We start from the raw sequence: 23785 nt of genomic DNA, 5'->3' as shown, positions 1-23785 counted from the left end.
GACATGCGGGCAGGCGAGCGCCTGCCCGCGTCAGTCATGGCGACGAAACAGCCGAAAACCGCCCGAGAGCGGAATCGAGCGCGCTGAAGAATTCGTTTCACATCATGGAGTCTCACCACAATGCCTCTCGTATCAATGCGTCAATTGCTGGATCACGCGGCTGAACACGGCTACGGCCTCCCGGCATTCAACGTCAACAATCTGGAACAAGTGCAGGCGATCATGCAGGCGGCGCACGAAGTGAACGCGCCCGTCATCATGCAGGCGTCGGCGGGCGCCCGTAAGTACGCGGGCGAAGCGTTCCTGCGTCATCTGATCGAAGCGGCGGTCGAGTCGTATCCGCATATTCCCGTCGTGATGCATCAGGATCATGGCCAGTCGCCGGCGGTGTGCATGGCCGCGATCCGCTCGGGCTTCACCAGCGTGATGATGGACGGCTCGCTCGAAGCCGACGGCAAGACGGTCGCGTCCTACGAGTACAACGTCGAAGTGTCGAAGAAAGTGGTCGAGTTCTCGCACGCGATCGGCGTCACGGTTGAAGCGGAGCTGGGCGTGCTCGGCTCGCTCGAAACCATGAAGGGCGACAAGGAAGACGGCCACGGCGCCGAAGGCACGATGACGCGCGAGCAACTGCTCACCGACGTCGAGCAGGCGGCCGACTTCGTCAAGCAGACGCAATGCGATGCGCTGGCGATCGCCATCGGCACGTCGCATGGCGCGTACAAGTTCTCCAAGAAGCCGACGGGCGACATTCTCGCCATCGACCGCATCAAGGAAATCCACCAGCGCATTCCGAACACGCACCTCGTGATGCACGGTTCGTCGTCGGTGCCGCAGGAGCTGCTGGCTGAAATCCGCGAGTTCGGCGGCGACATGAAGGAAACCTACGGCGTGCCGGTCGAGGAGATTCAGGAAGGCATCAAGCACGGCGTGCGCAAGGTGAACATCGATACCGATCTGCGCCTCGCGATCACCGGCGCGATCCGCCGCTATCTGTTCGAAAATCCGTCGAAATTCGATCCGCGCGACTACCTGAAGCCCGCGCGGGAAGCCGCGAAGGAGATTTGCCGTCAGCGTTACATGCAGTTCGGCTGCGAGGGCATGGCAGGCAAGATCAAGCCGGTTTCGCTCGACAAGATCGCGGGAAAGTACAAGTCCGGGGAGCTGTCGCAGATCGTGAAATAAGCGTGATCTGAAACTGGCCGGTTTTGTAAAGTAAAATCAACGGGTTCCGGGTTCGGAGCCCGTTTCGCGTTTCTTTCCCCGCGCCCGAGTTTCGAGGCGCGGGGCTCATCATTTCAGTCCTTCTTCGGTACATGACGATGTCCACGCTATACGAATCCACGATCAAATCGCTGCCGCTGCTCGGCCGCGGCAAGGTCCGCGACAACTACGCAGTCGGTCAGGACAAGCTCCTGATCGTCACGACCGACCGCCTATCCGCATTCGATGTCGTCATGGGCGAGCCGATTCCGAACAAGGGCCGCGTGCTGAACACGATGGCCGACTTCTGGTTCGAGAAGCTCGGCCATATCGTGCCGAATCACAACACGGGCATCGATCCGGCGACGGTCGTCGCTCCCGACGAAGTCGAGCAGGTCAGGGACCGCGCGGTCGTGGTGAAGCGCCTGGAGCCGATTCTGGTGGAAGCCGTGGTGCGTGGTTATCTGGCCGGCAGCGGCTGGAAGGACTATCAGGCGACCGGTTCCGTGTGCGGCGTCGAACTGCCGCCGGGCCTGCAGAACGCGCAGAAGCTGCCCGAGCCGATCTTCACGCCTGCCGCGAAGGCCGAAATGGGCCATCACGACGAAAACATCACCTACGATGAGATGGAACGCCGCATCGGCACGGAGCTGTCCGCGACGATCAAGCGCATTTCCATCGAGCTGTACAAGGCGGCGGCCGAATTCGCGGCGACGCGCGGCATCATCATCGCGGATACGAAGTTCGAGTTCGGTCTGGACAACAAGGGCGACCTGTACCTGATGGACGAAGTGCTGACCGCCGATTCGTCGCGCTTCTGGCCCGCCGACGGCTATCAGGTCGGCACCAATCCGCCGTCCTTCGACAAGCAGTTCGTGCGCGACTGGCTCGAAACGCAGCCGTGGAAGAAGGAGCCGCCCGCGCCGAAGCTGCCGGACGACGTGATCGCGAAGACTTCGGAGAAATATCAGGAAGCGCTGCAACGTCTCACGGGCAAGACGCTTTCTTAAGGTTCGACAGACGCGCCGCTCATGACGAAGCGGCGCGCGCAATTCAAGGGAACAGGAATGAGCGAAGTACAGACCGCGGCGCATACGCATGAAGCGCCGCTCGTCGGCGTGTTGATGGGTTCCAGCTCCGACTGGGAAGTGATGAAGAACGCAGTCGCGATGCTGCAGGAATTCGGCGTGCCGTACGAGGCGAAGGTCGTCTCGGCGCATCGCATGCCGGACGAGATGTTCGCCTACGCCGAAAGCGCGCGCGAGCGCGGCTTGCGGGCGATTATCGCGGGCGCGGGCGGCGCGGCGCATCTGCCGGGCATGCTGGCCGCGAAGACCACGGTGCCGGTGCTCGGCGTGCCGGTGGCGAGCAAGTATCTGAAGGGCGTGGATTCGCTGCATTCGATCGTGCAGATGCCCAAGGGCGTGCCGGTCGCGACGTTCGCCATCGGCGAAGCGGGCGCGGCGAACGCGGCGCTGTTCGCGGTGTCGATCCTGAGCGTGACGGACGCGAAATACGCCGATGCGCTCGCGGCTTTCCGCGTGAAGCAGAACCAGGCGGCGCACGACATGGCCCTGCCGCCGCTTTGAAGCTTTGAAGCCTTGGATACGAAGCACGCGATCCCACTCGCGCGCTTCGTATTCCCACTTCGTCTCACAGCGATTGTCAGGAATTGCCCCGGTCCGCGTCGGTTGCCCACGCGTTTGCCCATAGTCCGCTACCTGGACCCACGATGAACCCACAAAAATCCCCGATCTCTCCCATTCTGCCGGGCGCCTGGCTCGGCATGGTCGGCGGCGGCCAGCTCGGCCGCATGTTCTGCTTCGCCGCGCAGTCGATGGGCTATCGCGTCGCCGTGCTCGATCCGGATGAGACGAGCCCCGCCGGCGCCGTCGCCGACAAGCACATCCGCGCCGCCTACGACGATAAAACTGCATTGACCGAGCTCGGCCGCCTGTGCGCGGCGGTATCGACGGAATTCGAGAACGTGCCGTCCGCGAGCCTCGAGTTTCTCGCGTCGTGCACGTTCGTGAGTCCCGCCGCCGGATGCGTGGCGATCGCGCAGGATCGCGTCGCGGAGAAGCGCTTCATCGCGGAATCGGGCGTGCCGGTCGCGCCGCATGTCGTGATCGAATCGACGGAGGCGCTCGCGGCGCTGCCCGACGAGAAGATCGCCGCCGTGCTGCCGGGCATTCTCAAGACCGCGCGCATGGGCTACGACGGCAAGGGGCAGGTCAGCGTGCGCAACGTGCAGGAGGTGCGCACGGCGTACGCGTCGCTGTCGGGCGTGGCGTGCGTGCTGGAAAAGCGCATGCCGCTCAAGTACGAAGTTTCCGTGCTGATCGCGCGCGGCTGCGACGGCAAGTCGGCCGTGTTCCCGCTCGCGCAGAACGTGCACGTGAACGGCATTCTGGCGAAGACGGTCGTGCCGGCGCCGGATGCGTCGGCGGTGCTCGTCGCTCAGGCGCAGGACGCGGCGCTGACCATCGCGGCGAAGCTGGGTTATGTCGGCGTGCTGTGCGTCGAGTTCTTCGTGCTGGAAGACGGCTCGCTGATCGCCAACGAGATGGCGCCGCGCCCGCACAATTCCGGCCACTACACGGTCGATGCCTGCGCCACCAGTCAATTCGAGCAGCAAGTACGCGCGATGACCGGCATGCCGCTCGGCGATCCGCGCCAGCATTCGCCGGCCGCGATGCTGAATCTGCTCGGCGATATCTGGTTCGATGGCAGCAAGGCGCGTCCGCCCGCGTGGCCCGAAGTCGCGGCGATGCCGTCGGCCCGGCTGCATCTGTATGGCAAGGAAGAGGCGCGTCGCGGGCGCAAGATGGGCCACATCAACTTCACGGCGGCGACGCTCGAGGAAGCGCGCACGGCGGCGCGCGACTGTGCGCGCATGTTGCATATTTCGCTCGATTGATCGAGTTTCAAAGAAGCAGTAGCAATGACCATCATCTATCCGAGTGCCGCGCAGATCGACGAAGCCGCGGCTTTGCTCGACGCGGGCCAGCTCGTCGCGTTTCCGACCGAAACGGTCTACGGGCTGGGCGGCGACGCCGAGAATCCCGATGCCATCGCGCGCATCTACGCGGCGAAGGGGCGGCCGGCAAATCATCCGGTGATCGTGCATCTCGCGCCCGAAGCCGATCCGGGTTACTGGGTCCGTGAGCTGCCCGCCGATGCGCGAAAGCTTATCGACGCGTTCTGGCCTGGGCCGCTGACGCTGATCCTCAAGCGCGCGGATCACATTCCGGCGGCGGTGAGCGGCGGGCAGGATTCGGTTGGCGTGCGGATGCCGTCGCATCCGGTGGCGCAGCAGTTGTTGTCGGCGTTTCATGCGCGTCGACTCGGGACGGGCAAGCAGGGCGGTGTGGCGGGGCCTTCCGCGAACCGCTTCGGGCACGTGAGTCCGACGACCGCCCAGCATGTCCGCGACGAGTTCGGCAGCGCCGTGCATGTGCTCGATGGCGGGGCGGCGGATGTCGGGATCGAATCCACGATTCTGGATTTGTCGCGCGGCTTTCCGGCGTTGTTGCGGCCGGGGCACGTGAGTCCGCAGCAGATCGCCGACGTGATCGGCGCAGCGCCGCGCTTGCCGGATGGCTCGGATGCGACGGCGCCGCGCGCGTCGGGCACGTTGAAGGCGCACTACGCGCCGAGAACGCCGCTGGCGTTGCTGCCTTTTGCGCTGATCGAGCCGTTGATCGCGGCGTTCGACCAGTCGGGCGGCGGGAAGATCGCGCTGGTCGCGCGGGCTTCGTCGGCGGGCGAGTGGGCGCATGCGGCGCACGTTCACTTCGTCGCCGCGCCCGAGAATCCGCAGAGCTATGCGCGCGATCTCTATGGGCTGCTGCGCGCGCTGGATCGGGCGAACGTCGAGCGGATTCTTATCGAGAAGCTGCCGGAGACGCTGGAGTGGATCGCAGTGAACGATCGGCTGGGAAGGGCGGCGGCGGCGTTCGAGCAGGAAGAGTGAGCGCGCTTGAGCTCCTGAATAAAAAACCGCCTGGCAGTTTCCTGCCAGGCGGTTTTTCTTTCACCCAACGAATCTTTTACTTACCCAAGCCCGACTTGGCGATCGTCTGCTCCGCCGCCTGTGCCCACAGCGCATGCAAATGCGTCGTCGGATGCAGCGTATCCGCGAACATGTACGTCTGATCCGCACCCGCGACCGTGAGCGTCTCCGGCGAGCAGAACAGCGACGTCGCGAAAGCCTGCGGATTCGGCTCGCCGAACTTCTGCGCCGCCGCCGCCATCGCCTGCAGATTGCACGCCGTGCCCGTGTTCGACACCGTGAAGCCGAACTGCGCGTAGTTCGCCGTGATGTTGGCGAACGGCGTGGCGATATCCAGCACGATCACCTTCGAGATGAGCCCGCTCTGAGTCAGCGCGCCGGTGAGCGTGTCGTTGAACAGCTTCGAAACCTGCTGCATCTGCGCGCGCACGGCTGGCGTGCTCATCATGCCCTGCGGCGTCATGCTGATGTCCGGCACGTTCGACACCAGCACATGCGTCGCGCCGTTCTGCAGGATCGTGCCGATGATGCCGGCGAGCTGGCCCGCCGCCGTCGCGATCGCGACGCCCGCATTGGTCGGCGAGAGCGCTCCGGCCTGCACCGCCTGCAGGTTGTAGAGAATGTCGTTCGCGCCGCCGCCGACGAGCACGAGCTGGCCCGAATTGAAGCTGCCGTGCGCGGCGAGATAGTTCTTCACCTGCTGGACGATCGGCACCGTCAGCGGGCCTGCGTAATTCGCCGGATCGTTCGAGACGTGATTGATGCCGATCGGATTCGTCACGAGCGCGCCGCCCTGCGCGTAACCGAGACCCGATTGCGTCTGCGGCGGCGTGCCGAAGCCGCCGGTCATCGCGGGCGTCAGCGTGTCGCCGTAATACTGCGCGACGTCCTGCACCCAGACCTGGCCCGGATTCGTCGTGAAGCGACCGCCGCCGAAGTTCGCCGCCGCGACAGGGGAATACGTGCCGACATCGGAAAGACTGTCGCCGAAGGAGACCACCTGGAGCTTGACTCCGCCCGGCGGCGTCGAGTTGTTGTCATCGCTACCGCCGCCGCAGGCAGCCAGCAGGGCGAAGGCCGCGCTGGCCGTCGCGACTTGGGCAAAGCGCACCAGTGCGGCGCGCGTCGAGCGTTGCTTCTTCATGGACCTCGTCTCCGTTCTTACGTGTTTTCTAGTTCGATTGCGGCGTAACACCGAGCGCGCTCTTCACGCCGCATGGCTTCCATCTTAGCGAGGCGGCACGCCATGCCGGCGTGGCACACATCCGGCCGAACGCCGTGCCCGACAGCGTACACGGCGTGCGCGACTTCCCGAATGCGATTCGTAGAAGAAATATTCGGTCAGCTCGAACGATCGTGCTGAAAATGCCGTTCAGTCCGCCATGCCGGGCTTGCGCGCGCCTTCGTAGACCCATTCGAGCAGCGCATCGTGGGCGGCGCGCGCGGCTTCGGCGCGCGGATCGTTGATGAAGCTCACCACGACATAGCTCTCGCCGTTCGCCGCGCCGACATAGCCCGCGATCGCGCGCACGTCGCGCAGCGTGCCGGTCTTGATGTGCGCGTTGCCGAGCGCGCCCGCTCTGGTCAGGCGGTTGCGCATGGTGCCGTCGACACCCGCGATCGGCAGCGACTCGACGAACACCTGAGCCACCGGGCTCGCGTTCGCCGCGATCAGGAGATCGGCGAGCGAGGTCGCGCTGATGTGCTCGTCGCGGGAAAGGCCCGAGCCGTTGTCGAGCACGAGGCCGTTCATGGGCAGGGCGCTGCGCTTGAGGAAGGCCTGAATGGCCTGCGCGGATTTCGCCGTGGTCGCGGGCGGCTTGGATTGCGCCGCGCCGATCGTGAGGAACAGGTTGCGCGCCATCACGTTGTTGCTGAACTTGTTGATGTCGCGAACGATATCCGACAGCACCGGGCTGCGATGCGTGCCGACGAGCCGCGCGCTCGCGGGCGTCGCGCCCTCGCGCGTGCCGCCCTGGAAGGTGCCGCCCGCCTGCTTCCACAGCGCGAGAAAGCCGCCCGCGAAGAAGGTCGAATGATCGAGCGCGGCGACGTTGATGGTGCGCGAGCCGCAGCGCAGCGGATAGTCGCCGACGAACGACGCCTGCACGAAGCCGCCCTGCGTCTGCGCCACCGACGGCGACGCCGCCTGCAACGAGCCGACGCACGCGCCGCGCGTGACGCGCAGTTCATTGTCGATCTGCAGTTGCGCGAGCTGCGGCAGGACGTCGATCGCCACTTGCCCGTCCGCGCTCGGCGTGAGCGTGAACGACAGCGACTTGAACGCGTACAGCAGCGGATCGGGGCCGACGTTGTAGGGCGCGGAGTCTTCGCTGTCGAAGGCGGGCAGGTCGCGCGTGGAGGCGTCGAAGTAGCGTTTGTCGAGCACCAGCGCGCCGTCGATGCCCGTGATGCCGTTCTTGCGGATCTGCTCGACGAGATCGATCAGTTCTTCCGGCACGAGTTTTGGATCGCCGGTGCCCTGAATGTACAGATTGCCGTGCAGGACGCCTTGCGCGTCGACGTCGCCGTCGGCATAGGCGGTCGTCTTCCAGCGATAGTCGGCGCCGAGCATCGAGAGCCCGGACCAGGTGGTGACGAGCTTCATCGTCGAGGCGGGGAGCATCGGCTCGTTCGCGTTGACGGCCACGAGCGGCAGCGGCGCGCCGACGCGTTGCACGACGACGCTCATCGACGAAAGCGGCACGTGCGCGTGCGCGAGCGCGGTCATCACCGACGCGGGCAGCGGGCCTGCCGGCACGCTGACTTTCGCGCGCTTCGACTCGGCTTTCGCGGCGCGCTTCGCTTTCCATTTCGCCCCGCCGATGGCCGCGCGTTCGGGCGATTGCGCCTGCGATTCGGATTTGCTGCCGCCGCCGCGCGCTTGCGCATCGGGCGCGTGGCCAAGCGTTGCGCAGGCGAAGACCGCGGCGAGCGCGAATGACGAGAGGCGGCAGGACACGGAGCGAAAGGCGAGCGGCATGGAAGAGCGTTTTTCTTGGACTGGATTCCGGACGGCGGCACGCGGCCAGGCAGGATCGCGCGCGCGGGAAGCGGCTATTGTAGACAAGCTGGCTTGCGAAAATCGTACGAAACGGAAATTCGCGGTCATGGGATGCACCATTGCTCGCCGAAAGCCGCAGATGCCAGCGGTTAAGACCCGGTTAAGACCCGTTTAAGCCTGTGGCGGACACGCGCGGATACAATGGGTCGCGGCCAGACGGCCGTTCCAGTCAACCGCGGTAATCACGAACACACATGTGCCATGCGAATCCTGCTTGTCGAAGATGACCGGATGATCGCCGAAGGCGTGCGCAAGGCGCTGCGCGCGGACGGCTTCGCTGTCGACTGGGTGCAGGACGGCGAGGCCGCGCTCACCGCCGTCGCGGGCGAGCCCTACGACCTGATGCTGCTCGATCTCGGCCTGCCCAAGCGCGACGGTCTCGACGTGCTGCGCACGCTGCGCGCGCGCGCCAATGCGCTGCCGGTGCTGATCGTCACGGCGCGCGACGCGATCGCGGATCGCGTGAAAGGGCTCGACGCCGGCGCCGACGATTACCTCGTCAAGCCCTTCGATCTCGACGAACTCGGCGCGCGCATGCGTGCGTTGATCCGCCGTCACGCGGGCCGTGGGGAATCGCTCGTGCGGCACGGCGAACTGACGCTCGATCCGGTGGGCCATCAGGTGACGCTCGCGGGCAATCCCGTGTCGCTCTCGGCGCGCGAGTTCGCGCTGCTCGAAGCGCTGATGGCGCGGCCCGGCGCGGTGCTCTCGAAAAGCCAGCTCGAAGAGAAGATCTACGGCTGGGGCGAGGAGATCGGCAGCAACACCGTCGAGGTGTATATCCATTCGCTTAGAAAGAAGCTCGGCGCCGATCTCATCCGCAACGTGCGCGGACTCGGCTACATGGTCGCGAAGGACGCCTGATGCGGTCGATTCGCCGGCAATTGCTGATCTGGCTGCTCGCGCTCGTGATCGTCGGCGTGGGTTTTGCCGGATGGCTCATTTATCGGCAGGCGCTCGCCGAAGCCAACGAACTCTTCGATTACCAGCTTCAGCAGATTGCGGCCGCGTTGCCGTCGGAACCGTTTTCATCGGTGCTTTCATCGCGCAGTGAAAGCGACGAGGGCGTCGTGATCCAGATCTGGAATCGCAATGGCGTGCTGATGTACTACTCGCATCCGCGCGTGCCGCTGGCTCCTCATGCCGAACTCGGCTTCTCCACAGAAATGACGCCGCGCGGCGAATGGCGCGTGTATAGCGCGATCGTCGGCGATAACGTCGTGCAACTCGCGCAGCCGCTGTCGATTCGTAATCGCGTGGCGGCGGGCGTCGCGTGGCGCACGCTGTGGCCGCTCGTTTTGTTGCTGCCGCTGCTCGGGGTTGCGATCTGGGTGATCGTCGGGCGCGGGCTCGCGCCCTTGCAACGTGTGACGCGCGCGCTCGACACGCGTCATCCCGAAGCGCTCGATCCGCTTTCCGATCAACGCCTGCCGCAGGAAGTGCGGCCCGTCGTGCGCGCGTTGAATGCGCTGCTGGCGCGTCTTGCCGCCGCGCTCGATACGCAGAAGGCGTTCGTTGCGGATGCCGCGCACGAGTTGCGCACGCCGCTCGCGGCGGTGCAGATTCAGGCGCAACTCGTCGCGCGCGCGCACGATGACGAGTCGCGAAGCGAGGCGCTGGCCGATCTTCACGAAGGCATCGCGCGCGCGACGCGGCTTGCCGAACAATTGCTTGCGCTCGCGCGATCGGAGCCGGATGGCAAGCGCGTGGAGACGCAAGTCGATCTCAGCGCGCTGCTCGATTCGTGCGTACGCGGCTATGTGCTGGTGGCGCAGGAGCGCGGCGTCGATCTCGGCATCGAAGCGAGCGAGCCTGCAAGCGTCGAAGGCGATCCCGATTCGTTGCGCGTGATGTTCAACAATCTCATCGACAACGCGACGAAGTACACGCCGAAAGGCGGTCGCGTGGATGTGTGTCTGAAAGCGAACGACGGGCATCCAGTCGTCGAAATCTCCGATACCGGACCGGGCATTCCTCAAGAAGAACGAGAAAGGGTGTTCGACCGGTTTTATCGCGTGGGCGAGGGGGTGAATCGCGCAAGGACGGATATCGCCGGCAGCGGGCTGGGTCTGGCAATCGTGAAGCGGATTGCGGATCAGCATGGGGCGAAGGTGGAGCTCGAAAGCGCACGTTCGGGTGGGTTGAGCGTGATAGTCGGCTTCTGACAGCGGTCCGGCACTGGGCGTGCCCGCAATCCAAAACAGCGACCCGCCGGCGGTCGCGTCTTGAAAAAACTCGACGGCGGTGGGTAACGTTTCGAAGGCCATCGGCGCGAATTCGGTCGCGCTGGGCAGTGGCTCGGTCGCCGACGAAGACAACACGGTTTCGGTCGGCGCCGTCGCCGGTCGTGAAGTGCACCGACGCCTTCATGAACCGGTTGAACGCGGTTCAGAGCAGCGCATTCGCGGGCGTCGCGTCGCCGATGGTCATGCCGAGCCAGCCAGGTAAGCCGATGGTCCCAGCGGGTGTCGCCAACTATAAGGGCTACACCGCAGCGAGCGTCGGCGGGATGTATCGTTCGCAGAACAACGAACAACGAACAACGAACAACGAACAACGAACAACGAACAACGAACAACGAACAGCGAGACGGGCGTGCGTGGTCGGGTCGGCTAGGAGTTTTAAGCAGCATCGCGCGAGCGCGATCCGTCGCCAGACACAATCGAGCGAGTGGCAGGGCGCTGTCCGGAAGGGCAGGCGCCCTTTCTTTTGTTTGTTATCGCAACGGCGTGAGGTACTACTCCCATCCGCGCGTGCCGCTCGCGCTGCATGCGGAACTGGGCTTTCCCACCGAAATGACGCCACGCGGCGAATGGCGCGTGTATAGCGTGATCGTCAGCGCGACAACATCGCGCAGCCGCTGCCGATCCGCAATCGCGTGTCAACGGGCGACGCGCGCTCGACACGCGTCATCCCGAAGCGCTCGATCCCGCAGGAAATGTAGCCGGCGGTGTGCGCGTTGAATGTGCTGCTGGTGCGATCGAAGCCGGATGGCAAGCGCGTCGAAACGCAAGTCGATCTCAGCGCGCTGCTTACCGGACCGGGCATTCCTCAAAAAGAACGAGAAAGGGTGTTCGATCGGTTTTTCGCGCGTGCGAAGGGGCGAATCGCGCGAGGACGGATGTGTTGGGGAGTGGACTCGGGTTGGTAATCGTGAAGCGGATCGCGGATCAGCATGGGGCGGGGGTGTTGCTCGATCAATCGCAGTCAGGCGGTTTGCGCGTCTTCGTTGCTTTCCGATAAGAACGCGCGTTCGAACACATTTCCATGCGCACGCGTTGAGTCCCGACCGGATTGTCTACCCTTGGACGGGAAGTTACCGAATTCGAAACGAATCGCTGTTCATTTCAAGCAATATCGCCAGATCGCTGCGAAAAAGCAATATGTTGAGAGTTGTCTCATTTGCGACAGAATTTGCTACTTCCATAATCGTCGTTGGGTACTAACCCGTCGTCGAGGATTTGGCCAAAGGGCTAAATTCGCAAATTCGGTCCTTAGGTCATTTATTTCAATGCGCAATTCTCAAGTTTCAACTCAGATTTCCAAAGTTAGCTCCGCATCGGCTTCCACGATGAAGAAAGTAGTGCTAGGTGGTGCAGCACTGGTCTCGATGGTTTCCGCCGCTTCTGCATTCGCGGGCAATGGTGCAGTTCAGACTTGCTCAGCAGACTCCGGCACGTACTACAAAGCATTGGGCACGTACGAATCGGCCTGCGGTGATATGGCGGGGGTCAATCAAGCGGGCGGTGGCGTGTTTGTCACCGGCGATACGAGCACGTGGCAAGACGTCATTGCCGTGGGTGGTGGTCAGGTCGCAATCTACGCAGCCGACAAGATTTCGATGAATCAGTATCTCGATATGACCGGCCACAAGATCTCCGGCGTGACCAACGGCGAGATTTCTGCAACGAGCACCGAAGCCATCAACGGTTCTCAACTCTATGAGACGAATCAGAAAGTCGAGAAAAACACTGCGGACATCGGCAAGAACACCGCGGACATCGCGACCTTGAACACCAATGTCGCGCAGAATACCGCGGACATCGCAAAGAACACGTCGGACATCGCAACGCTGAACACAAACGTGGCGCAGAACACGTCCGATATCACGAACATTAATAATCAGCTCGCCAGCGGAAACATCGGTCTCGTCAAGCAGGACGGATCGACGCGCAATATCACCGTAGCGAAGGACAACGACGGCAAGGTCGTCGACATGACTGGCACGGAAGGCACGCGCACGGTGACGGGCGTGTCGGCAGGCGCACTGACGGCAGATAGCACGGATGCGGTCAACGGTTCGCAGCTTTATCAGACGAACCTGAACGTCGAGAGCCTTTCGCAGCAAGTGGCGAACTTCTCGTCGATGGGTTCTTCCTCGCTCGCCTCGCAGAACAACGACACGCCGGCTGTCGCTTCGGGCGCCAATTCCTCCGCGATCGGCAACGGTTCGAAGGCGACGGGCAAGAACTCCGTCGCCATCGGCAGTGGTTCGGTTGCTGACGAAGACAACACGGTTTCGATCGGCTCGGTCGGCAACGAGCGCCGCGTGACGAACGTCGCGCCGGGTGTGAAGGGCACGGACGCCGTCAACATGAACCAGCTGAACGCGGTTCAGAGCAGCGTCAACGCGGTTGCCCGCAGTGCATTCGCGGGCGTCGCTTCGGCGATGGCCATGCCGAACCTCACGCCGAGCCAACCAGGCAAGACGGTGGTCGCAGCGGGTGTTGCGAATTACAAAGGCTACACCGCAGTGGGCGTCGGCGGCACGTATCGTTCGCGGAACAACCATTGGCTCGTCAACGCGGCAGCTTCGGTTACGCCGAGTGGCGACACGGGCGTGCGTGGTCAGGTGGGCTACGAGTTCTAAGCGGTATCGCGCGAGTGAGACCCATCGCGCAACGTAGTTGAGCAGCAGGCAGGGCGGCTATTCGCAAGGGTGGCCGCCCTTTTTGTTAATACGACGAGGGGCACGAAGAAATCTCGCTGATTAGGAATCGTCTGCTTCGAATGAGAATTCCTAATGGTTAATATCTGTCTCGTAGGTTGAGTCGTTGGAAGCAGCAAGCATTAGTTTGAAGTTGTGAAGTGGTGGCGCGTAGCAAAGAAGTGGAAGGCCGCAGTAAGCACAGTAAGGCAGTGAAGGCAGTCGTCGTAGTAAAGCAATGGCAGTTCAGTAACTCGAAGTTGCAGATCTTGTGAAGCAGTTAATCGTAGTAAGTAAGTTGAAGCCAGCAGCAAGCGCAGCAAATGTAGTGAAGCTAGTCGTAGGGCAGTAGTGGCGTTTCAGTAATTCGAAGTTTTAAGTGTTGTGATGTGGTTGTTCGAAGTAATTGAGTTGAAAGTGTCAGTAGTCGCAGAAACGCTGTAAAGGCAGTCGCAGTGCAGTAGTTCAGTGATTCGAAGTTGTATATGGTGTGAAGTTGTAGTCCGCAGTAAATAAATTGAAGGGAAGTAGTTGCAAGTAATGCAGCAATGGTTTGAGTAAGTAAGAAAGTACCGCGTAGTAGCAGTTCAGCAGTTCAGCAGTTCAGCAGTTCAGCAGTTCAGCAGTTCAGCAGTTCAGCAGTTCAGCAGTTCAGCAGTTCAGCAGTTCAGCAGTTCAGCAGTTCAGCAGTACCGCCGAGGGCGTCCGTTCACAGGAACGGACGCCCTTTTTCTTTGAAGTTCCCCCAGAATCGTCAACTTTTAAGAAAGCTTTAAGCGACGCCCCGTAACCTTCTTTCATCGATATAGCGCGCTCCCGAAGAGCGCATCCCTCGTCAGGAGCACACGATGAAAGCAAAGATTCTCACCCGCAGCGCCGTCGCGGCCGCTGTTGCCGTTGCCTTGTCGGCGGGCTACGTGGCGGGGCACAACAACGTTCCTGCGCCGCAGGTCATTACGCCCGTGCAAGCCGCGATGATGCCTGCCGAAGCCGCAGCCAAGACCGGCATTCCCGACTTCTCCGGCCTCGTGGAAACCTACGGCCCGGCCGTGGTGAACATCAGCGCCAAGCACGTCGTCAAGCAGACGGCGAATCGACGGGGCCCGAATCAGGTGCCGATGGACCCCGACGATCCCTTCTATCAGTTCTTCAAACGCTTCGGTGGCATGCCCGGCTTCGGCGGCGGCGATGGAGGCCCGGGTGCGGATCGCCCGAGCGAAGGTCTGGGTTCCGGCTTCATCGTCAGCAGCGACGGCTATATCCTGACCAACGCGCACGTCGTAGACAACGCGAACGTTGTTACGGTCAAGCTCACCGATAAGCGCGAATATCGCGCGAAGGTGATCGGCGCCGACAAGCAGTCGGATGTCGCCGTGCTGAAGATCGACGCGAAGAACCTGCCGACCGTGAAGATCGGCGATCCGAACGGCAGCAAGGTCGGCCAGTGGGTCGTCGCGATCGGTTCGCCCTACGGCTTCGACAACACCGTGACCTCGGGCATCATCAGCGCGAAGTCGCGCGCGCTGCCCAACGAGAACTACACGCCGTTCATCCAGACCGACGTGCCGGTGAACCCCGGCAACTCGGGCGGCCCGCTCTTCAACCTGCAGGGCGAAGTAATCGGCATCAACTCGATGATCTATTCGCAGACCGGCGGCTTCCAGGGTCTTTCGTTCGCCATCCCGATCAATGAGGCCATCAAGGTCAAGGACGCGCTCATCAAGACGGGCCACGTCGACCGCGGCCGGATCGGCGTGACGGTCCAGGGCATGAACCAGACGCTCGCCAACTCGTTCGGCATGAAGTCGCCGGAAGGCGCGCTCGTCAGCTCGGTCGAGCCGGGCGGACCGGCCGCGAAGGCCGGCCTGCAACCGGGCGACGTGATCACCGCGTTGAACGGCGTGCCCGTGACGGATTCGACTTCGCTGCCGTCGCAGGTGGCGGGTCTTTCGCCGGGCACCTCGGCGAAGGTGACCGTGTGGCGCGACAAGAGCTCGAAGGATCTGTCCGTGACGATCGGCGCGCTGAAGGACGCGAAAACCGCCAGCGCGAAAACCGGCGGCGACGAATCGTCGGCGCAGGACGCGCGGCTCGGCGTCGCGGTGCGTCCGCTCACGCCGGAAGAGAAGCAGAACGATTCGCTTTCGCGCGGGCTGCTCGTGCAGCAGTCGGACGGGGCGGCGGCGAACGCGGGCATTCAGGCGGGCGACGTCATTCTCGCGGTCAACGGCCAGCCGGTCACGTCGGTGCAGCAGTTGAAGTCGATGGTCCAGCACGCGGGCGATAGCATCGCGCTCCTGATCCAGCGCGACGATGCGCAGATCTTCGTGCCGGTCGATCTCGGCTGATACGTCCAGCCGAGCCACGCGACGCGGGCACGAACCCTGCTCCAGCGTTTTTCTGGTGCCCCATCGCGTGAAGTCGACGCATCGGGCGTGACGCCGCCGGCGCCTGACAGCGCGGCGGCATCGAAAAAGGGAGCAAAAACATGACGAGCAGAACCACGGGCAAGCTGGCGACCGCACTTCTCGTTGCGGCGCTCGGCGCGGGCATGGCGGGCGGCGCATGGGCGCAGACCGCCGGCGGCACGACCACGGATTCTTCGAGCGCAGGCAACACGAACGGCGGCGGCCTGCCGCAGATTCAGCAACAAGGCGACGTCTCCTGGACTTCGGGCGGCGTGGGCCTCGACGAATCTCGCGCATTGTTGCGCGAACAGGCGCATTGGCCGCTATCGCTGCGTTTCACGGGCCCGACCGCCGACTACCTCGCGGACGTGCACGTGCGCATCGTCGGCGGGAAGGGTGGCGAGGTCCTGAGCACCGACGCGATGGGCCCGTACATGCTCGTCAAGCTGCCTCCGGGCAGCTATACCGTCTACGCGAAGTACAAGGATCAGGAGAAAAAGCAGGCCGTGAACGTCTCCGGCCCCGGCAAGGCCAAGGCCGCGTTCCACTGGAGCATTCAATAATCGCTTGTCGCCGGATGTGCGGCGTAAGCTCGACGCAAGCTCGGAAAAGCGCTCACCCGGCAGCGAAAGTTTGTCTCATAATTAAGCCACGAGTAGCTCGACGACTCGTGGCTTTTTTCTGGGATCTCGGTTCGGACGCGGGAGGCGCTTGACGATGGGCACGGATCTGAATGAAGGGCACGAAGCGGCGCAGCGTATCGACATCACGCCGAACGGCCGGCGCTGCCGCGTGATTCATCAGGGCGTCACCTACGCCGATACCCACGCGGCCCTCACGCTCGTCGAGCCGGGCGCGGAAAAGGTCCATTACTTCCCGCGCGGCGACGTGAACATGGCGCGGCTGGAGCGTTCGATTCACACCACGCACTGCCCGGTCAAGGGGCAGGCCACGCACTTCCATCTGCTGACCGAGGAAGGCCCGGTCGAAAACGCCGCATGGAGCTACGAAGCGCCGCTCGACGCCGCGCAAAAGATCAAGGGCTATCTCGCGTTCTACCGGTCACGCGTCGATCGCATCGATGAAACTTCCTAGGCGGGCGGTCGAACAGACGTCCTCACGTTTCAAGGCGATAACGAACGAATGCGGTCCCGGCCCCCGGAGGCTCGAATGGAAGTCACCGATGCGTTGCGCGTTCCGCTTGATCCGGAGCACGTCCGGGAGGCGCTGGGCGATCTCGCGCTGCTGCGCGCGAGCCTCGACAATTGCGAGTCCTTCAGCCGCACGCCAGGCGGCGAATATGTCCTCACTCTGATCGTGCCGCTCGGCGCGCTGCGGGCGCGCTACGAAATCCGCGCGCACGCGGCCGGGCGCACGCGGCAGGCCGCGCACGTGGAGGGCGAAAGCGCCGATGAGCCCGCCGACGCGGCGTACGCGCGCACGCTGAGCTTCAAGGCCCGCGGCGAGGGCGTCGGTTCGTTGCGCGGGCAGATCGCGGTGGCGCTGAATCCGCACGACGGCGGCAACGCGACCTGGATCGAATACACCGTCTGGGCGACCGTTTCGGGCCCGCTTGCCAGCCTGCCGTCGCGGCAGATCGAAAATGCGCTGCGCGAGGGCGCGGACGAATTTTTCGCCGAATTCTGCGAAGTGGTGCGGGCGAAACACGGCTTGCCGTCGATGCGCGCAGCGGGCGAAAGCGCCGCCCGGCGCCATGTGTTCCTGCGGCCGGGCTCGATGTCCGCGGCGTTGTCGAGACGCGCGAGCGGCCCTCGCGGGCTCGACGCCGACGCTCACGCGAGCGGGGTGTTGCGCCATCGTCTGCACGGGCATGGTTTCGCGCACCACGACCGCGATCATTCCCACGATCCGCATCCGCTCGGACTGCCGGGCTGGGCGTGGGCGGCGATGCTCATCTGCATCGCGCTGTTCGCGTATTTCGCGCAGCACATTGGTCTGCAATGACGCAAAAGCGCGGCGCAGGGCGAATTCGGTGACAATCCGATTCATCTCAACGCGTCAAATAAGAAGAGGTGATCCATGCCGCGCCGCGCCCTGATCGTCATCGACGTGCAGAACGAGTACGTCACTGGCAATCTGCTGATCGAATATCCCGATGTGAACGTGTCGCTCGCCAACATCGGCCGGGCGATGGATGCCGCGGAAAAGCACGGCGTGCCGGTCGTCGTCGTGCAGAATTTCGCGCCGGCCACCGCGCCGGTCTTCGCGCGCGGCTCGGCGCTGGCCGAACTGCATGGAACGGTGAGTTCGCGTCCGCGCGCGCATTACGTCGAGAAATCCCTGCCGAGCGCGTTCGCCGGCACCGACCTGGGCGACTGGCTCAACGCGCACGACATCGACACGATCGTGATCGCCGGTTACATGACCCACAATTGCGACGATTCCACCGTCAAGCACGCGGTCCACGCCGGTCTCGCAGTCGAATTTCTCGTCGATGCGACGGGCGCCGTGCCGTACGAAAACAAGGCGGGCAAAGCCAGCGCGGAGGAAATCCACCGCGTGTTCACGGTGGTGATGCAGTCGCGTTTCGCGGCCGTGCTCAGCACCGACGAATGGATCGGCGCACTGGAGAGCGGCGAGCCCCCGGCGCGCGACAACATTTACGCGTCGAACCAGCGGGCGCGGAAGTCGGCTTCAGACAGAAGCAGGTGACAGCAGCGCGGGGCTGCAGCGCAGGGCGTCGAAAGATGCGTCGATGAGCGCTTCAGCGTCGCGTTCCGGATCGACGAGGTCGGGGAGCATCAGCGAGTCGTGCAGGATGCCGGTGAAGAGGCAGTGGAGCATGGTCGTGGCGCGGCGCGTGTCGAGCGTCGCGGGAAGCTGCTTCTTTTCGACGGCGTTGCGTAACGCGCGCTCGATGCGCTCCATGCCATCGCGCATGTTGTTCTGGTGCCGTTCGCGCACCGGCCCCATTTCCTCGACGAACTCGCATTTCATGAACAGAATGTCGAAGACACGCCGGCGCTGCGCGTCGCTGGTGATGTTTCGCATGCACCAGACGAACAGTTCGCGCAGGCGCGCGAGCGGGTCTTCCTCGCGACCGTCGAGCGTGGCTTCGACGAGTTCGTCGAGCGGCAGCAGGCTGCGGTCGAACATGGCGTTGAAGAGGTCGCCCTTGTTGGCGAAGTGCCAGTAGATCGCGCCACGCGTCACGCCCGCCGCCTGCGCGATGTCCGCCAGCGTCGTGCGCGACACACCTTTCTCGTAAAAGACGCGCTCGGCCGCATCGAGTACGCGGTTGCGCGTTGCCTGCGCTTCTTCCTTGGTTCGTCTGACCATATCGTGCGGCCAATGGCCGATTGCTCCTGCTGCTGCCGTTGATGGCCGCTCTAAAAAACGGCCTTGTCGAAGATTCGTCGAACGTAATCGATTCCCCCGAGCGGTTTTTTCCCGCCTTCAATCGGGAACAACACGTACGGTTTTTTACATTCATTCGTGAATGTATATACAATACCACCCGTCAACAAATTTCGACAAATCGAAGCGGCGAGCAGATTTCACGTAAGCTTTCAATCCGTTGCCCGTTCTGACCGTCCTTTGGTCAAGCGCCGGCGCTTCAGGCGCCTGGCGCACGGGCATGAAACGCCAGCCTGCGGCCGGCGGTAGCTCACTCGTCGAACAGTCGATTTGTCGGACAGCGTCTCATGACGCTCGTGCGCGGCAATGCCCGGGGAAGGCCGTCGCGCACTCACTTCACTTCAGTCTTAGACAGAGGTCGCTCCATGCGCGTCGAACGGGTTCCATTCCGCTTAATCACCGCCGCGACGGCTGCCGTGTTCCTGGCAGCGTGCGGGCAAAAACAATCAGCACCTCCGCCACAAACGCCCGAAGTGGGCATCGTCACCGTGCAGCCGACGAGCGTGCCGGTCGTCGACGAATTGCCGGGCCGCACCAGCGCCTATCTCGTCGCGCAAGTGCGCGCACGGGTCGATGGCATCGTGCAGCGCCGTGAATTCACCGAGGGTTCCGAGGTCAAGGCCGGCCAGCGGCTCTACAAGATCGATCCGGCGCCGTATATCGCCGCGTTGAACAACGCGAAGGCGTCGCTCGCGAAGGCGCAGGCGAACGTCGCGTCGCAGAACGCGCTGGTGCAGCGTTACAAGATCCTCGTCGCGGCCAACGCGGTCTCGAAGCAGGACTACGACAACGCCGTCGCCTCGCAAGGCCAGGCCGTCGCGGACGTGGCGGCGGGCAAGGCCGCGGTCGATACCGCGCAGATCAACCTCGGCTACACCGACGTGGTTTCGCCGATCACCGGCCGCACGGGTCTCTCGCAGGTGACGCCGGGCGCGTACGTGCAGGCGAGCGCCGCGACGCTGCTCACGACCGTTCAGCAGCTCGATCCGATTTACGTCGACCTGACGCAATCGAGCGTCGACGGCCTCAAGCTGCGACGCCAGATCCAGGAAGGGCGTCTGCAGACCGAAGGCATCCACGCCGCCAAGGTCACGCTCCAGCTCGAGGACGGCCGTACCTACACCGAGCAGGGCAAGCTGCAGTTTTCCGACGTGAGCGTCGATCAGAGCACGGGTTCGGTCACGGTGCGCGCGATCTTCCAGAACAAGGACCGCGTGCTCTTGCCGGGCATGTTCGTGCGCGCGCGCATCCAGGAAGGCACGAACGACCACGCGCTGGTCGTGCCGCAGATTGGCATCACGCACGACCAGAAGGGTCAGCCGACCGCGCTCGTGGTGGGCAAGGACGACAAGGTCGAACTGCGTCAGCTCGTCACCGGCGGCACTTTCGGCAACAACTGGGTGGTCGACAGCGGCCTGAATCCGGGCGACCGCGTGATCGTGAACGGCGTGGAAAAGGCCAAGCCCGGCATGCAGGTGAAGCCGGTCGACGCGAAATTCCCGTACCCGGCATCCGGTGCGCAGGCGGGAGGCGCACCCGCCGCCGCTCCGGCGAACGCGAGCGGCGCGCAAGCCGCATCGGCCGCCTCCGCTGCTTCAGGCGCGCAATAAAAGGGAGCCTGTTACATGGCAAAGTTTTTTATCGATCGACCTATTTTCGCGTGGGTGATCGCGATCATCCTGATGCTGGCGGGGATGGCGTCGATCTTCACGCTGCCGGTCGCGCAGTATCCGACCATCGCGCCGCCCGCGATCCAGATCAGTGCGACGTACCCTGGCGCATCGGCGAACACGGTGGAAAACACGGTGACGCAGGTGATCGAGCAGCAGATGACCGGTCTCGACCACCTGCTGTATCTGTCGTCGACGTCCGATGACTCGGGCACGGCCACCGTCACGCTGACGTTCGCTGCGGGCACGAATCCGGACATCGCGCAGGTGCAGGTGCAGAACAAGCTGCAGCTCGCCACGCCGCTTCTGCCGCAGGTCGTGCAGCAGCTCGGCACGAAGGTCACGAAGTCGAGTTCGAGCTTCCTGCTGGTGCTCGCGTTCGTGTCCGAAGACGGCAGCATGAGCAAGTACGACCTCGCGAACTACGTGGCGTCGAACGTGGCGGACCCGCTCTCGCGTATCGACGGCGTGGGCACGACGACGCTGTTCGGCTCGCAGTACGCGATGCGCGTCTGGCTCGATGCGACCAAGCTGACGAACTACTCGCTCACGCCCGTTGACGTGAAGACCGCAATCACGAATCAGAACGTGCAGGTGGCGGCGGGTGGGCTCGGCGGCACGCCAGCGGTGCCGGGGCAGATGCTCCAGGCGACCATCACGGAAGCGACGCTGCTGCGCACGCCCGAGCAGTTTGGCAACATTCTGCTGAAGACGAATCAGGATGGCTCGCGCGTGCGTCTGAAGGACGTCGCGAAGATCGAGCTCGGCGGCGAAAACTACAACTTCGACACGAAGTACAACGGTCAGCCGACCGCCGGCTTCGGTATCCAGCTCGCGACGGGCGCCAACGCGCTGCAGACCGCGAAACTGGTGCGCCAGAAGATCGACGACCTCTCGAAGTACTTCCCGCACGGGCTCGTGGTGAAGTATCCGTATGACACGACGCCGTTCGTGCGCCTGTCGATCGAGGAAGTGGTCAAGACGCTGATCGAAGGCATCGTGCTCGTGTTCCTCGTGATGTATCTGTTCCTGCAGAACCTGCGGGCGACGATCATCCCGACGATCGCTGTGCCGGTGGTGCTGCTGGGCACGTTCGCGATCATGTCGGCGGTGGGCTTCTCGATCAACGTGTTGTCGATGTTCGGCCTCGTGCTCGCCATCGGTCTGCTGGTGGACGATGCAATCGTGGTCGTGGAGAACGTCGAGCGGGTGATGTCGGAAGAGCATTTATCGCCACGTGAGGCAACCCGCAAGGCGATGGGCCAGATCACCGGCGCGCTGGTCGGCGTGGCGCTGGTGCTCTCGGCGGTGTTCGTGCCGGTGGCGTTCTCGGGCGGCTCGGTCGGCGCGATCTACCGGCAGTTCTCGCTCACGATCGTCGCGGCGATGGTGCTGTCCGTGCTGGTCGCGTTGATTCTCACGCCGGCGCTGTGCGCGACCATTCTCAAGCCGCATCCGGAAGGCCACGAGCCCGAGAAGAAGGGCTTCTTCGGCTGGTTCAACCGGAACTTCAACAAGAGCCAGGAGAAGTATCACAGCGGCGTGAAGCACGTGATTCGCCGCTCGGGCCGCTGGCTGATCATCTATATCGTCGTGATCGTCGCGGTGGGCATGCTGTTCCTGCGTCTGCCGAAGTCGTTCCTGCCCGATGAAGATCAGGGCACGATGTTCGTGCTGGTGAACGCGCCGTCCGGCTCCACGCAGGAATACACGGCGCACGTGCTGAAGGACGTGCAGGACTATCTGCTGCACGACGAAAAGTCGATTGTCGAATCGGTGTTCACGGTGAACGGCTTCTCGTTCGCGGGCCGCGGCCAGAACTCCGGTCTCGTGTTCGTGCGAATGAAGGACTACGGGGAGCGCCAGCACAGCGACCAGAAGGTGCAGGCGCTGGTCGGGCGGATGTTCATGCACTTCGCGCCGTACAAGGACGCGATGATCTTCCCGGTCAATCCGCCTTCGATTCCTGAACTCGGTACGGCGGCGGGCTTCGACTTCGAGCTGCAGGATCGCGGCGGCCTCGGCCACGCGAAGCTGATGGAAGCGCGCAACATGCTGCTCGGCATGGCCGCGAAGGACCCGACGCTCGCGCAGGTGCGCCCGAACGGCCTGAACGATACGCCGCAGTTCAAGGTGAACGTCGACCGCGAGAAGGCGAGTGCGCTCGGTGTCGCGATTTCGGACATCGACCAGACGTTCTCGATCGCGTGGGCGTCGCAGTACGTGAACAACTTCCTCGACGTCGACAACCGGATCAAGAAGGTCTATGTGCAGGGCGACGGTCCGTTCCGCATGAATCCGGACGATCTGAACAAGTGGTACGTGCGCAATGGCGCGGGAACGATGGTGCCGTTCGGCGCGTTCGCGGCCGGCAACTGGACCTACGGTTCGCCGAAGCTCGAGCGTTACAACGGTATTTCCGCGATGGAAATCCAGGGCGCGGCAGCTCCGGGCAAATCGACCGGTCAGGCCATGACGGCCATGGAAGCGATCGCGGCGAAGCTGCCGGCGGGTATCGGCTACGAATGGACGGGCCTGTCGTATCAGGAACGCCAGTCGGGTTCGCAGGCGCCGATTCTCTACGGCATCTCGATCCTGGTCGTGTTCCTGTGTCTGGCCGCGCTGTACGAAAGCTGGTCGATTCCGTTCTCGGTCATCATGGTGGTGCCGCTGGGCGTGCTCGGCGCGCTGCTCGCGGCGACCTTGCGCGGTCTGGAAAACGACGTGTTCTTCCAGGTCGGCCTGCTGACGACGGTGGGTCTGTCGGCGAAGAACGCGATTCTGATCGTGGAATTCGCGCGTGAACTGCGCATCCAGGGCATGTCGACGGTGGAAGCGGCGATGGAAGCGGCGCGCCTGCGGTTGCGCCCGATCCTGATGACCTCGCTCGCGTTCATTCTCGGCGTGATGCCGCTCGCGATCAGTAACGGCGCGGGTTCGGCGAGCCAGCACGCGATCGGCACGGGCGTGATCGGCGGCATGCTGACCGCGACCTTCCTTGCCATCTTCATGATCCCGATGTTCTTCGTCGTGATTTCGAAGTTCAGCAAGAGCAAGGACGTGCCGGCTCCGGGTTCATCCGGCGACATCGAAGGCACGAACGGTAAGGAAGGACACTGA

The 23785-nt window shown here is 63.6% G+C and carries 18 protein-coding genes and 4 pseudogenes; 19 read left to right on the top strand and 3 right to left on the bottom strand.

Annotated features, from left to right (window positions below):
• Positions 1-120 precede the first annotated feature (120 nt).
• From fba to AWB79_RS00120, 5 genes are all read left to right on the top strand, one after another.
• Positions 121-1185, top strand: coding sequence for a class II fructose-bisphosphate aldolase (gene fba, locus AWB79_RS00140; RefSeq protein WP_061165367.1), 1065 nt, complete (start codon positions 121-123; stop codon positions 1183-1185).
• Positions 1186-1322: 137 nt separating this feature from the next.
• Entirely contained in the window at positions 1323-2213 is an 891-nt protein-coding gene (locus tag AWB79_RS00135; RefSeq protein WP_061165891.1) for a phosphoribosylaminoimidazolesuccinocarboxamide synthase, read from the top strand.
• Between the two features lie 57 nt (positions 2214-2270).
• Positions 2271-2792 carry a 5-(carboxyamino)imidazole ribonucleotide mutase gene (gene purE / locus AWB79_RS00130; protein ID WP_061165890.1) on the top strand — a complete coding sequence of 174 codons (522 nt, stop codon included), beginning with the start codon at positions 2271-2273 and terminating at the stop codon, positions 2790-2792.
• Positions 2793-2935: 143 nt separating this feature from the next.
• On the top strand, positions 2936-4123 hold the full coding sequence (locus AWB79_RS00125; protein WP_061165366.1) for a 5-(carboxyamino)imidazole ribonucleotide synthase: 1188 nt from the start codon (positions 2936-2938) through the stop codon (positions 4121-4123).
• 24 nt (positions 4124-4147) lie between these two features.
• The gene (locus AWB79_RS00120; RefSeq protein WP_061165365.1) at positions 4148-5179 is read left to right on the top strand and encodes an L-threonylcarbamoyladenylate synthase; all 1032 of its coding nucleotides are present in this window, start codon (positions 4148-4150) and stop codon (positions 5177-5179) included.
• 76 nt (positions 5180-5255) lie between these two features.
• Here AWB79_RS00120 and AWB79_RS00115 read toward each other — a convergent pair whose 3' ends face one another.
• Positions 5256-6362 carry an SGNH/GDSL hydrolase family protein gene (locus AWB79_RS00115; RefSeq protein ID WP_061165364.1) on the bottom strand — a complete coding sequence of 369 codons (1107 nt, stop codon included), beginning with the start codon at positions 6360-6362 and terminating at the stop codon, positions 5256-5258.
• A gap of 228 nt (positions 6363-6590) precedes the next feature.
• On the bottom strand, positions 6591-8201 hold the full coding sequence (gene dacB, locus AWB79_RS00110; RefSeq protein ID WP_061165363.1) for a D-alanyl-D-alanine carboxypeptidase/D-alanyl-D-alanine endopeptidase: 1611 nt from the start codon (positions 8199-8201) through the stop codon (positions 6591-6593).
• A gap of 282 nt (positions 8202-8483) precedes the next feature.
• On the opposite strand from dacB, the gene AWB79_RS00105 reads away from it, so the two are divergent.
• The 12 genes and pseudogenes from AWB79_RS00105 to AWB79_RS00060 all read left to right on the top strand — a co-directional run bounded on the left by AWB79_RS00105 (position 8484) and on the right by AWB79_RS00060 (position 18290).
• Complete coding sequence (locus AWB79_RS00105) at positions 8484-9146, top strand: response regulator (RefSeq protein ID WP_061165362.1); 663 nt, start codon at positions 8484-8486, stop codon at positions 9144-9146.
• The gene (locus AWB79_RS00100) at positions 9146-10447 is read left to right on the top strand and encodes a sensor histidine kinase (RefSeq protein ID WP_061165361.1); all 1302 of its coding nucleotides are present in this window, start codon (positions 9146-9148) and stop codon (positions 10445-10447) included. The genes AWB79_RS00105 and AWB79_RS00100 overlap by 1 nt, the downstream gene beginning before the upstream one ends.
• Positions 10448-10520: 73 nt before the next feature.
• Positions 10521-10730, top strand: a pseudogene (locus AWB79_RS40885) (hypothetical protein); the annotation flags it as partial.
• A 586-nt stretch (positions 10731-11316) separates the two neighbouring features.
• Positions 11317-11525: pseudogene (locus tag AWB79_RS41170) on the top strand (ATP-binding protein); the annotation flags it as partial.
• Positions 11458-12273: pseudogene (locus AWB79_RS41165) on the top strand (hypothetical protein); the annotation flags it as partial. The pseudogenes AWB79_RS41170 and AWB79_RS41165, both read left to right, overlap by 68 nt.
• Positions 12274-12528: 255 nt before the next feature.
• Positions 12529-12613 (top strand): annotated as a pseudogene (locus AWB79_RS41160) (hypothetical protein); the annotation flags it as partial.
• Between the two features lie 35 nt (positions 12614-12648).
• Complete coding sequence (locus AWB79_RS41155; protein WP_445343920.1) at positions 12649-13152, top strand: YadA family autotransporter adhesin; 504 nt, start codon at positions 12649-12651, stop codon at positions 13150-13152.
• Positions 13153-14057: 905 nt separating this feature from the next.
• A complete protein-coding gene (locus AWB79_RS00080) occupies positions 14058-15557 on the top strand; it encodes a DegQ family serine endoprotease (protein ID WP_061165357.1) in 1500 nt (499 codons plus the stop codon).
• A gap of 140 nt (positions 15558-15697) precedes the next feature.
• Entirely contained in the window at positions 15698-16180 is a 483-nt protein-coding gene (locus AWB79_RS00075) for a hypothetical protein (protein WP_061165356.1), read from the top strand.
• Between the two features lie 154 nt (positions 16181-16334).
• Positions 16335-16712 (top strand): DUF427 domain-containing protein, encoded by a 378-nt coding sequence (locus AWB79_RS00070; protein WP_061165355.1) that lies wholly within the window; start codon positions 16335-16337, stop codon positions 16710-16712.
• A 75-nt stretch (positions 16713-16787) separates the two neighbouring features.
• Positions 16788-17582, top strand: coding sequence for an SRPBCC family protein (locus AWB79_RS00065; protein WP_061165354.1), 795 nt, complete (start codon positions 16788-16790; stop codon positions 17580-17582).
• A 75-nt stretch (positions 17583-17657) separates the two neighbouring features.
• Positions 17658-18290 (top strand): cysteine hydrolase family protein, encoded by a 633-nt coding sequence (locus tag AWB79_RS00060; RefSeq protein ID WP_061165353.1) that lies wholly within the window; start codon positions 17658-17660, stop codon positions 18288-18290.
• On the opposite strand, the gene AWB79_RS00055 is transcribed toward AWB79_RS00060, so the two are convergent.
• The gene (locus tag AWB79_RS00055) at positions 18273-18917 is read right to left on the bottom strand and encodes a TetR family transcriptional regulator (RefSeq protein WP_061165352.1); all 645 of its coding nucleotides are present in this window, start codon (positions 18915-18917) and stop codon (positions 18273-18275) included. The genes AWB79_RS00060 and AWB79_RS00055 overlap by 18 nt on opposite strands.
• A 443-nt stretch (positions 18918-19360) precedes the next feature.
• Here AWB79_RS00055 and AWB79_RS00050 point away from each other — a divergent pair, with 443 nt between their 5' ends.
• On the top strand, positions 19361-20605 hold the full coding sequence (locus AWB79_RS00050; protein ID WP_061165351.1) for an efflux RND transporter periplasmic adaptor subunit: 1245 nt from the start codon (positions 19361-19363) through the stop codon (positions 20603-20605).
• A gap of 15 nt (positions 20606-20620) precedes the next feature.
• A complete protein-coding gene (locus AWB79_RS00045; RefSeq protein WP_061165350.1) occupies positions 20621-23785 on the top strand; it encodes an efflux RND transporter permease subunit in 3165 nt (1054 codons plus the stop codon).

It is taken from the genome of Caballeronia hypogeia, from assembly GCF_001544875.2.
GTDB lineage: Bacteria > Pseudomonadota > Gammaproteobacteria > Burkholderiales > Burkholderiaceae > Caballeronia > Caballeronia hypogeia.
This window is presented reverse-complemented; position numbering and strand designations above follow the sequence as displayed.

Bases quoted from the DNA above. Each gene is read 5' to 3' on its own strand.
- fba (WP_061165367.1), top strand. From the start codon at position 121: ATGCCTCTCGTATCAATGCGTCAATTGCTGGATCACGCGGCTGAACAC.
- AWB79_RS00135 (WP_061165891.1), top strand. From the start codon at position 1,323: ATGTCCACGCTATACGAATCCACGATCAAATCGCTGCCGCTGCTCGGC.
- purE (WP_061165890.1), top strand. From the start codon at position 2,271: ATGAGCGAAGTACAGACCGCGGCGCATACGCATGAAGCGCCGCTCGTC.
- AWB79_RS00125 (WP_061165366.1), top strand. From the start codon at position 2,936: ATGAACCCACAAAAATCCCCGATCTCTCCCATTCTGCCGGGCGCCTGG.
- AWB79_RS00120 (WP_061165365.1), top strand. From the start codon at position 4,148: ATGACCATCATCTATCCGAGTGCCGCGCAGATCGACGAAGCCGCGGCT.
- AWB79_RS00115 (WP_061165364.1), bottom strand. From the start codon at position 6,362: ATGAAGAAGCAACGCTCGACGCGCGCCGCACTGGTGCGCTTTGCCCAA.
- dacB (WP_061165363.1), bottom strand. From the start codon at position 8,201: ATGCCGCTCGCCTTTCGCTCCGTGTCCTGCCGCCTCTCGTCATTCGCG.
- AWB79_RS00105 (WP_061165362.1), top strand. From the start codon at position 8,484: ATGCGAATCCTGCTTGTCGAAGATGACCGGATGATCGCCGAAGGCGTG.
- AWB79_RS00100 (WP_061165361.1), top strand. From the start codon at position 9,146: ATGCGGTCGATTCGCCGGCAATTGCTGATCTGGCTGCTCGCGCTCGTG.
- AWB79_RS41155 (WP_445343920.1), top strand. From the start codon at position 12,649: ATGGGTTCTTCCTCGCTCGCCTCGCAGAACAACGACACGCCGGCTGTC.
- AWB79_RS00080 (WP_061165357.1), top strand. From the start codon at position 14,058: ATGAAAGCAAAGATTCTCACCCGCAGCGCCGTCGCGGCCGCTGTTGCC.
- AWB79_RS00075 (WP_061165356.1), top strand. From the start codon at position 15,698: ATGACGAGCAGAACCACGGGCAAGCTGGCGACCGCACTTCTCGTTGCG.
- AWB79_RS00070 (WP_061165355.1), top strand. From the start codon at position 16,335: ATGGGCACGGATCTGAATGAAGGGCACGAAGCGGCGCAGCGTATCGAC.
- AWB79_RS00065 (WP_061165354.1), top strand. From the start codon at position 16,788: ATGGAAGTCACCGATGCGTTGCGCGTTCCGCTTGATCCGGAGCACGTC.
- AWB79_RS00060 (WP_061165353.1), top strand. From the start codon at position 17,658: ATGCCGCGCCGCGCCCTGATCGTCATCGACGTGCAGAACGAGTACGTC.
- AWB79_RS00055 (WP_061165352.1), bottom strand. From the start codon at position 18,917: ATGGTCAGACGAACCAAGGAAGAAGCGCAGGCAACGCGCAACCGCGTA.
- AWB79_RS00050 (WP_061165351.1), top strand. From the start codon at position 19,361: ATGCGCGTCGAACGGGTTCCATTCCGCTTAATCACCGCCGCGACGGCT.
- AWB79_RS00045 (WP_061165350.1), top strand. From the start codon at position 20,621: ATGGCAAAGTTTTTTATCGATCGACCTATTTTCGCGTGGGTGATCGCG.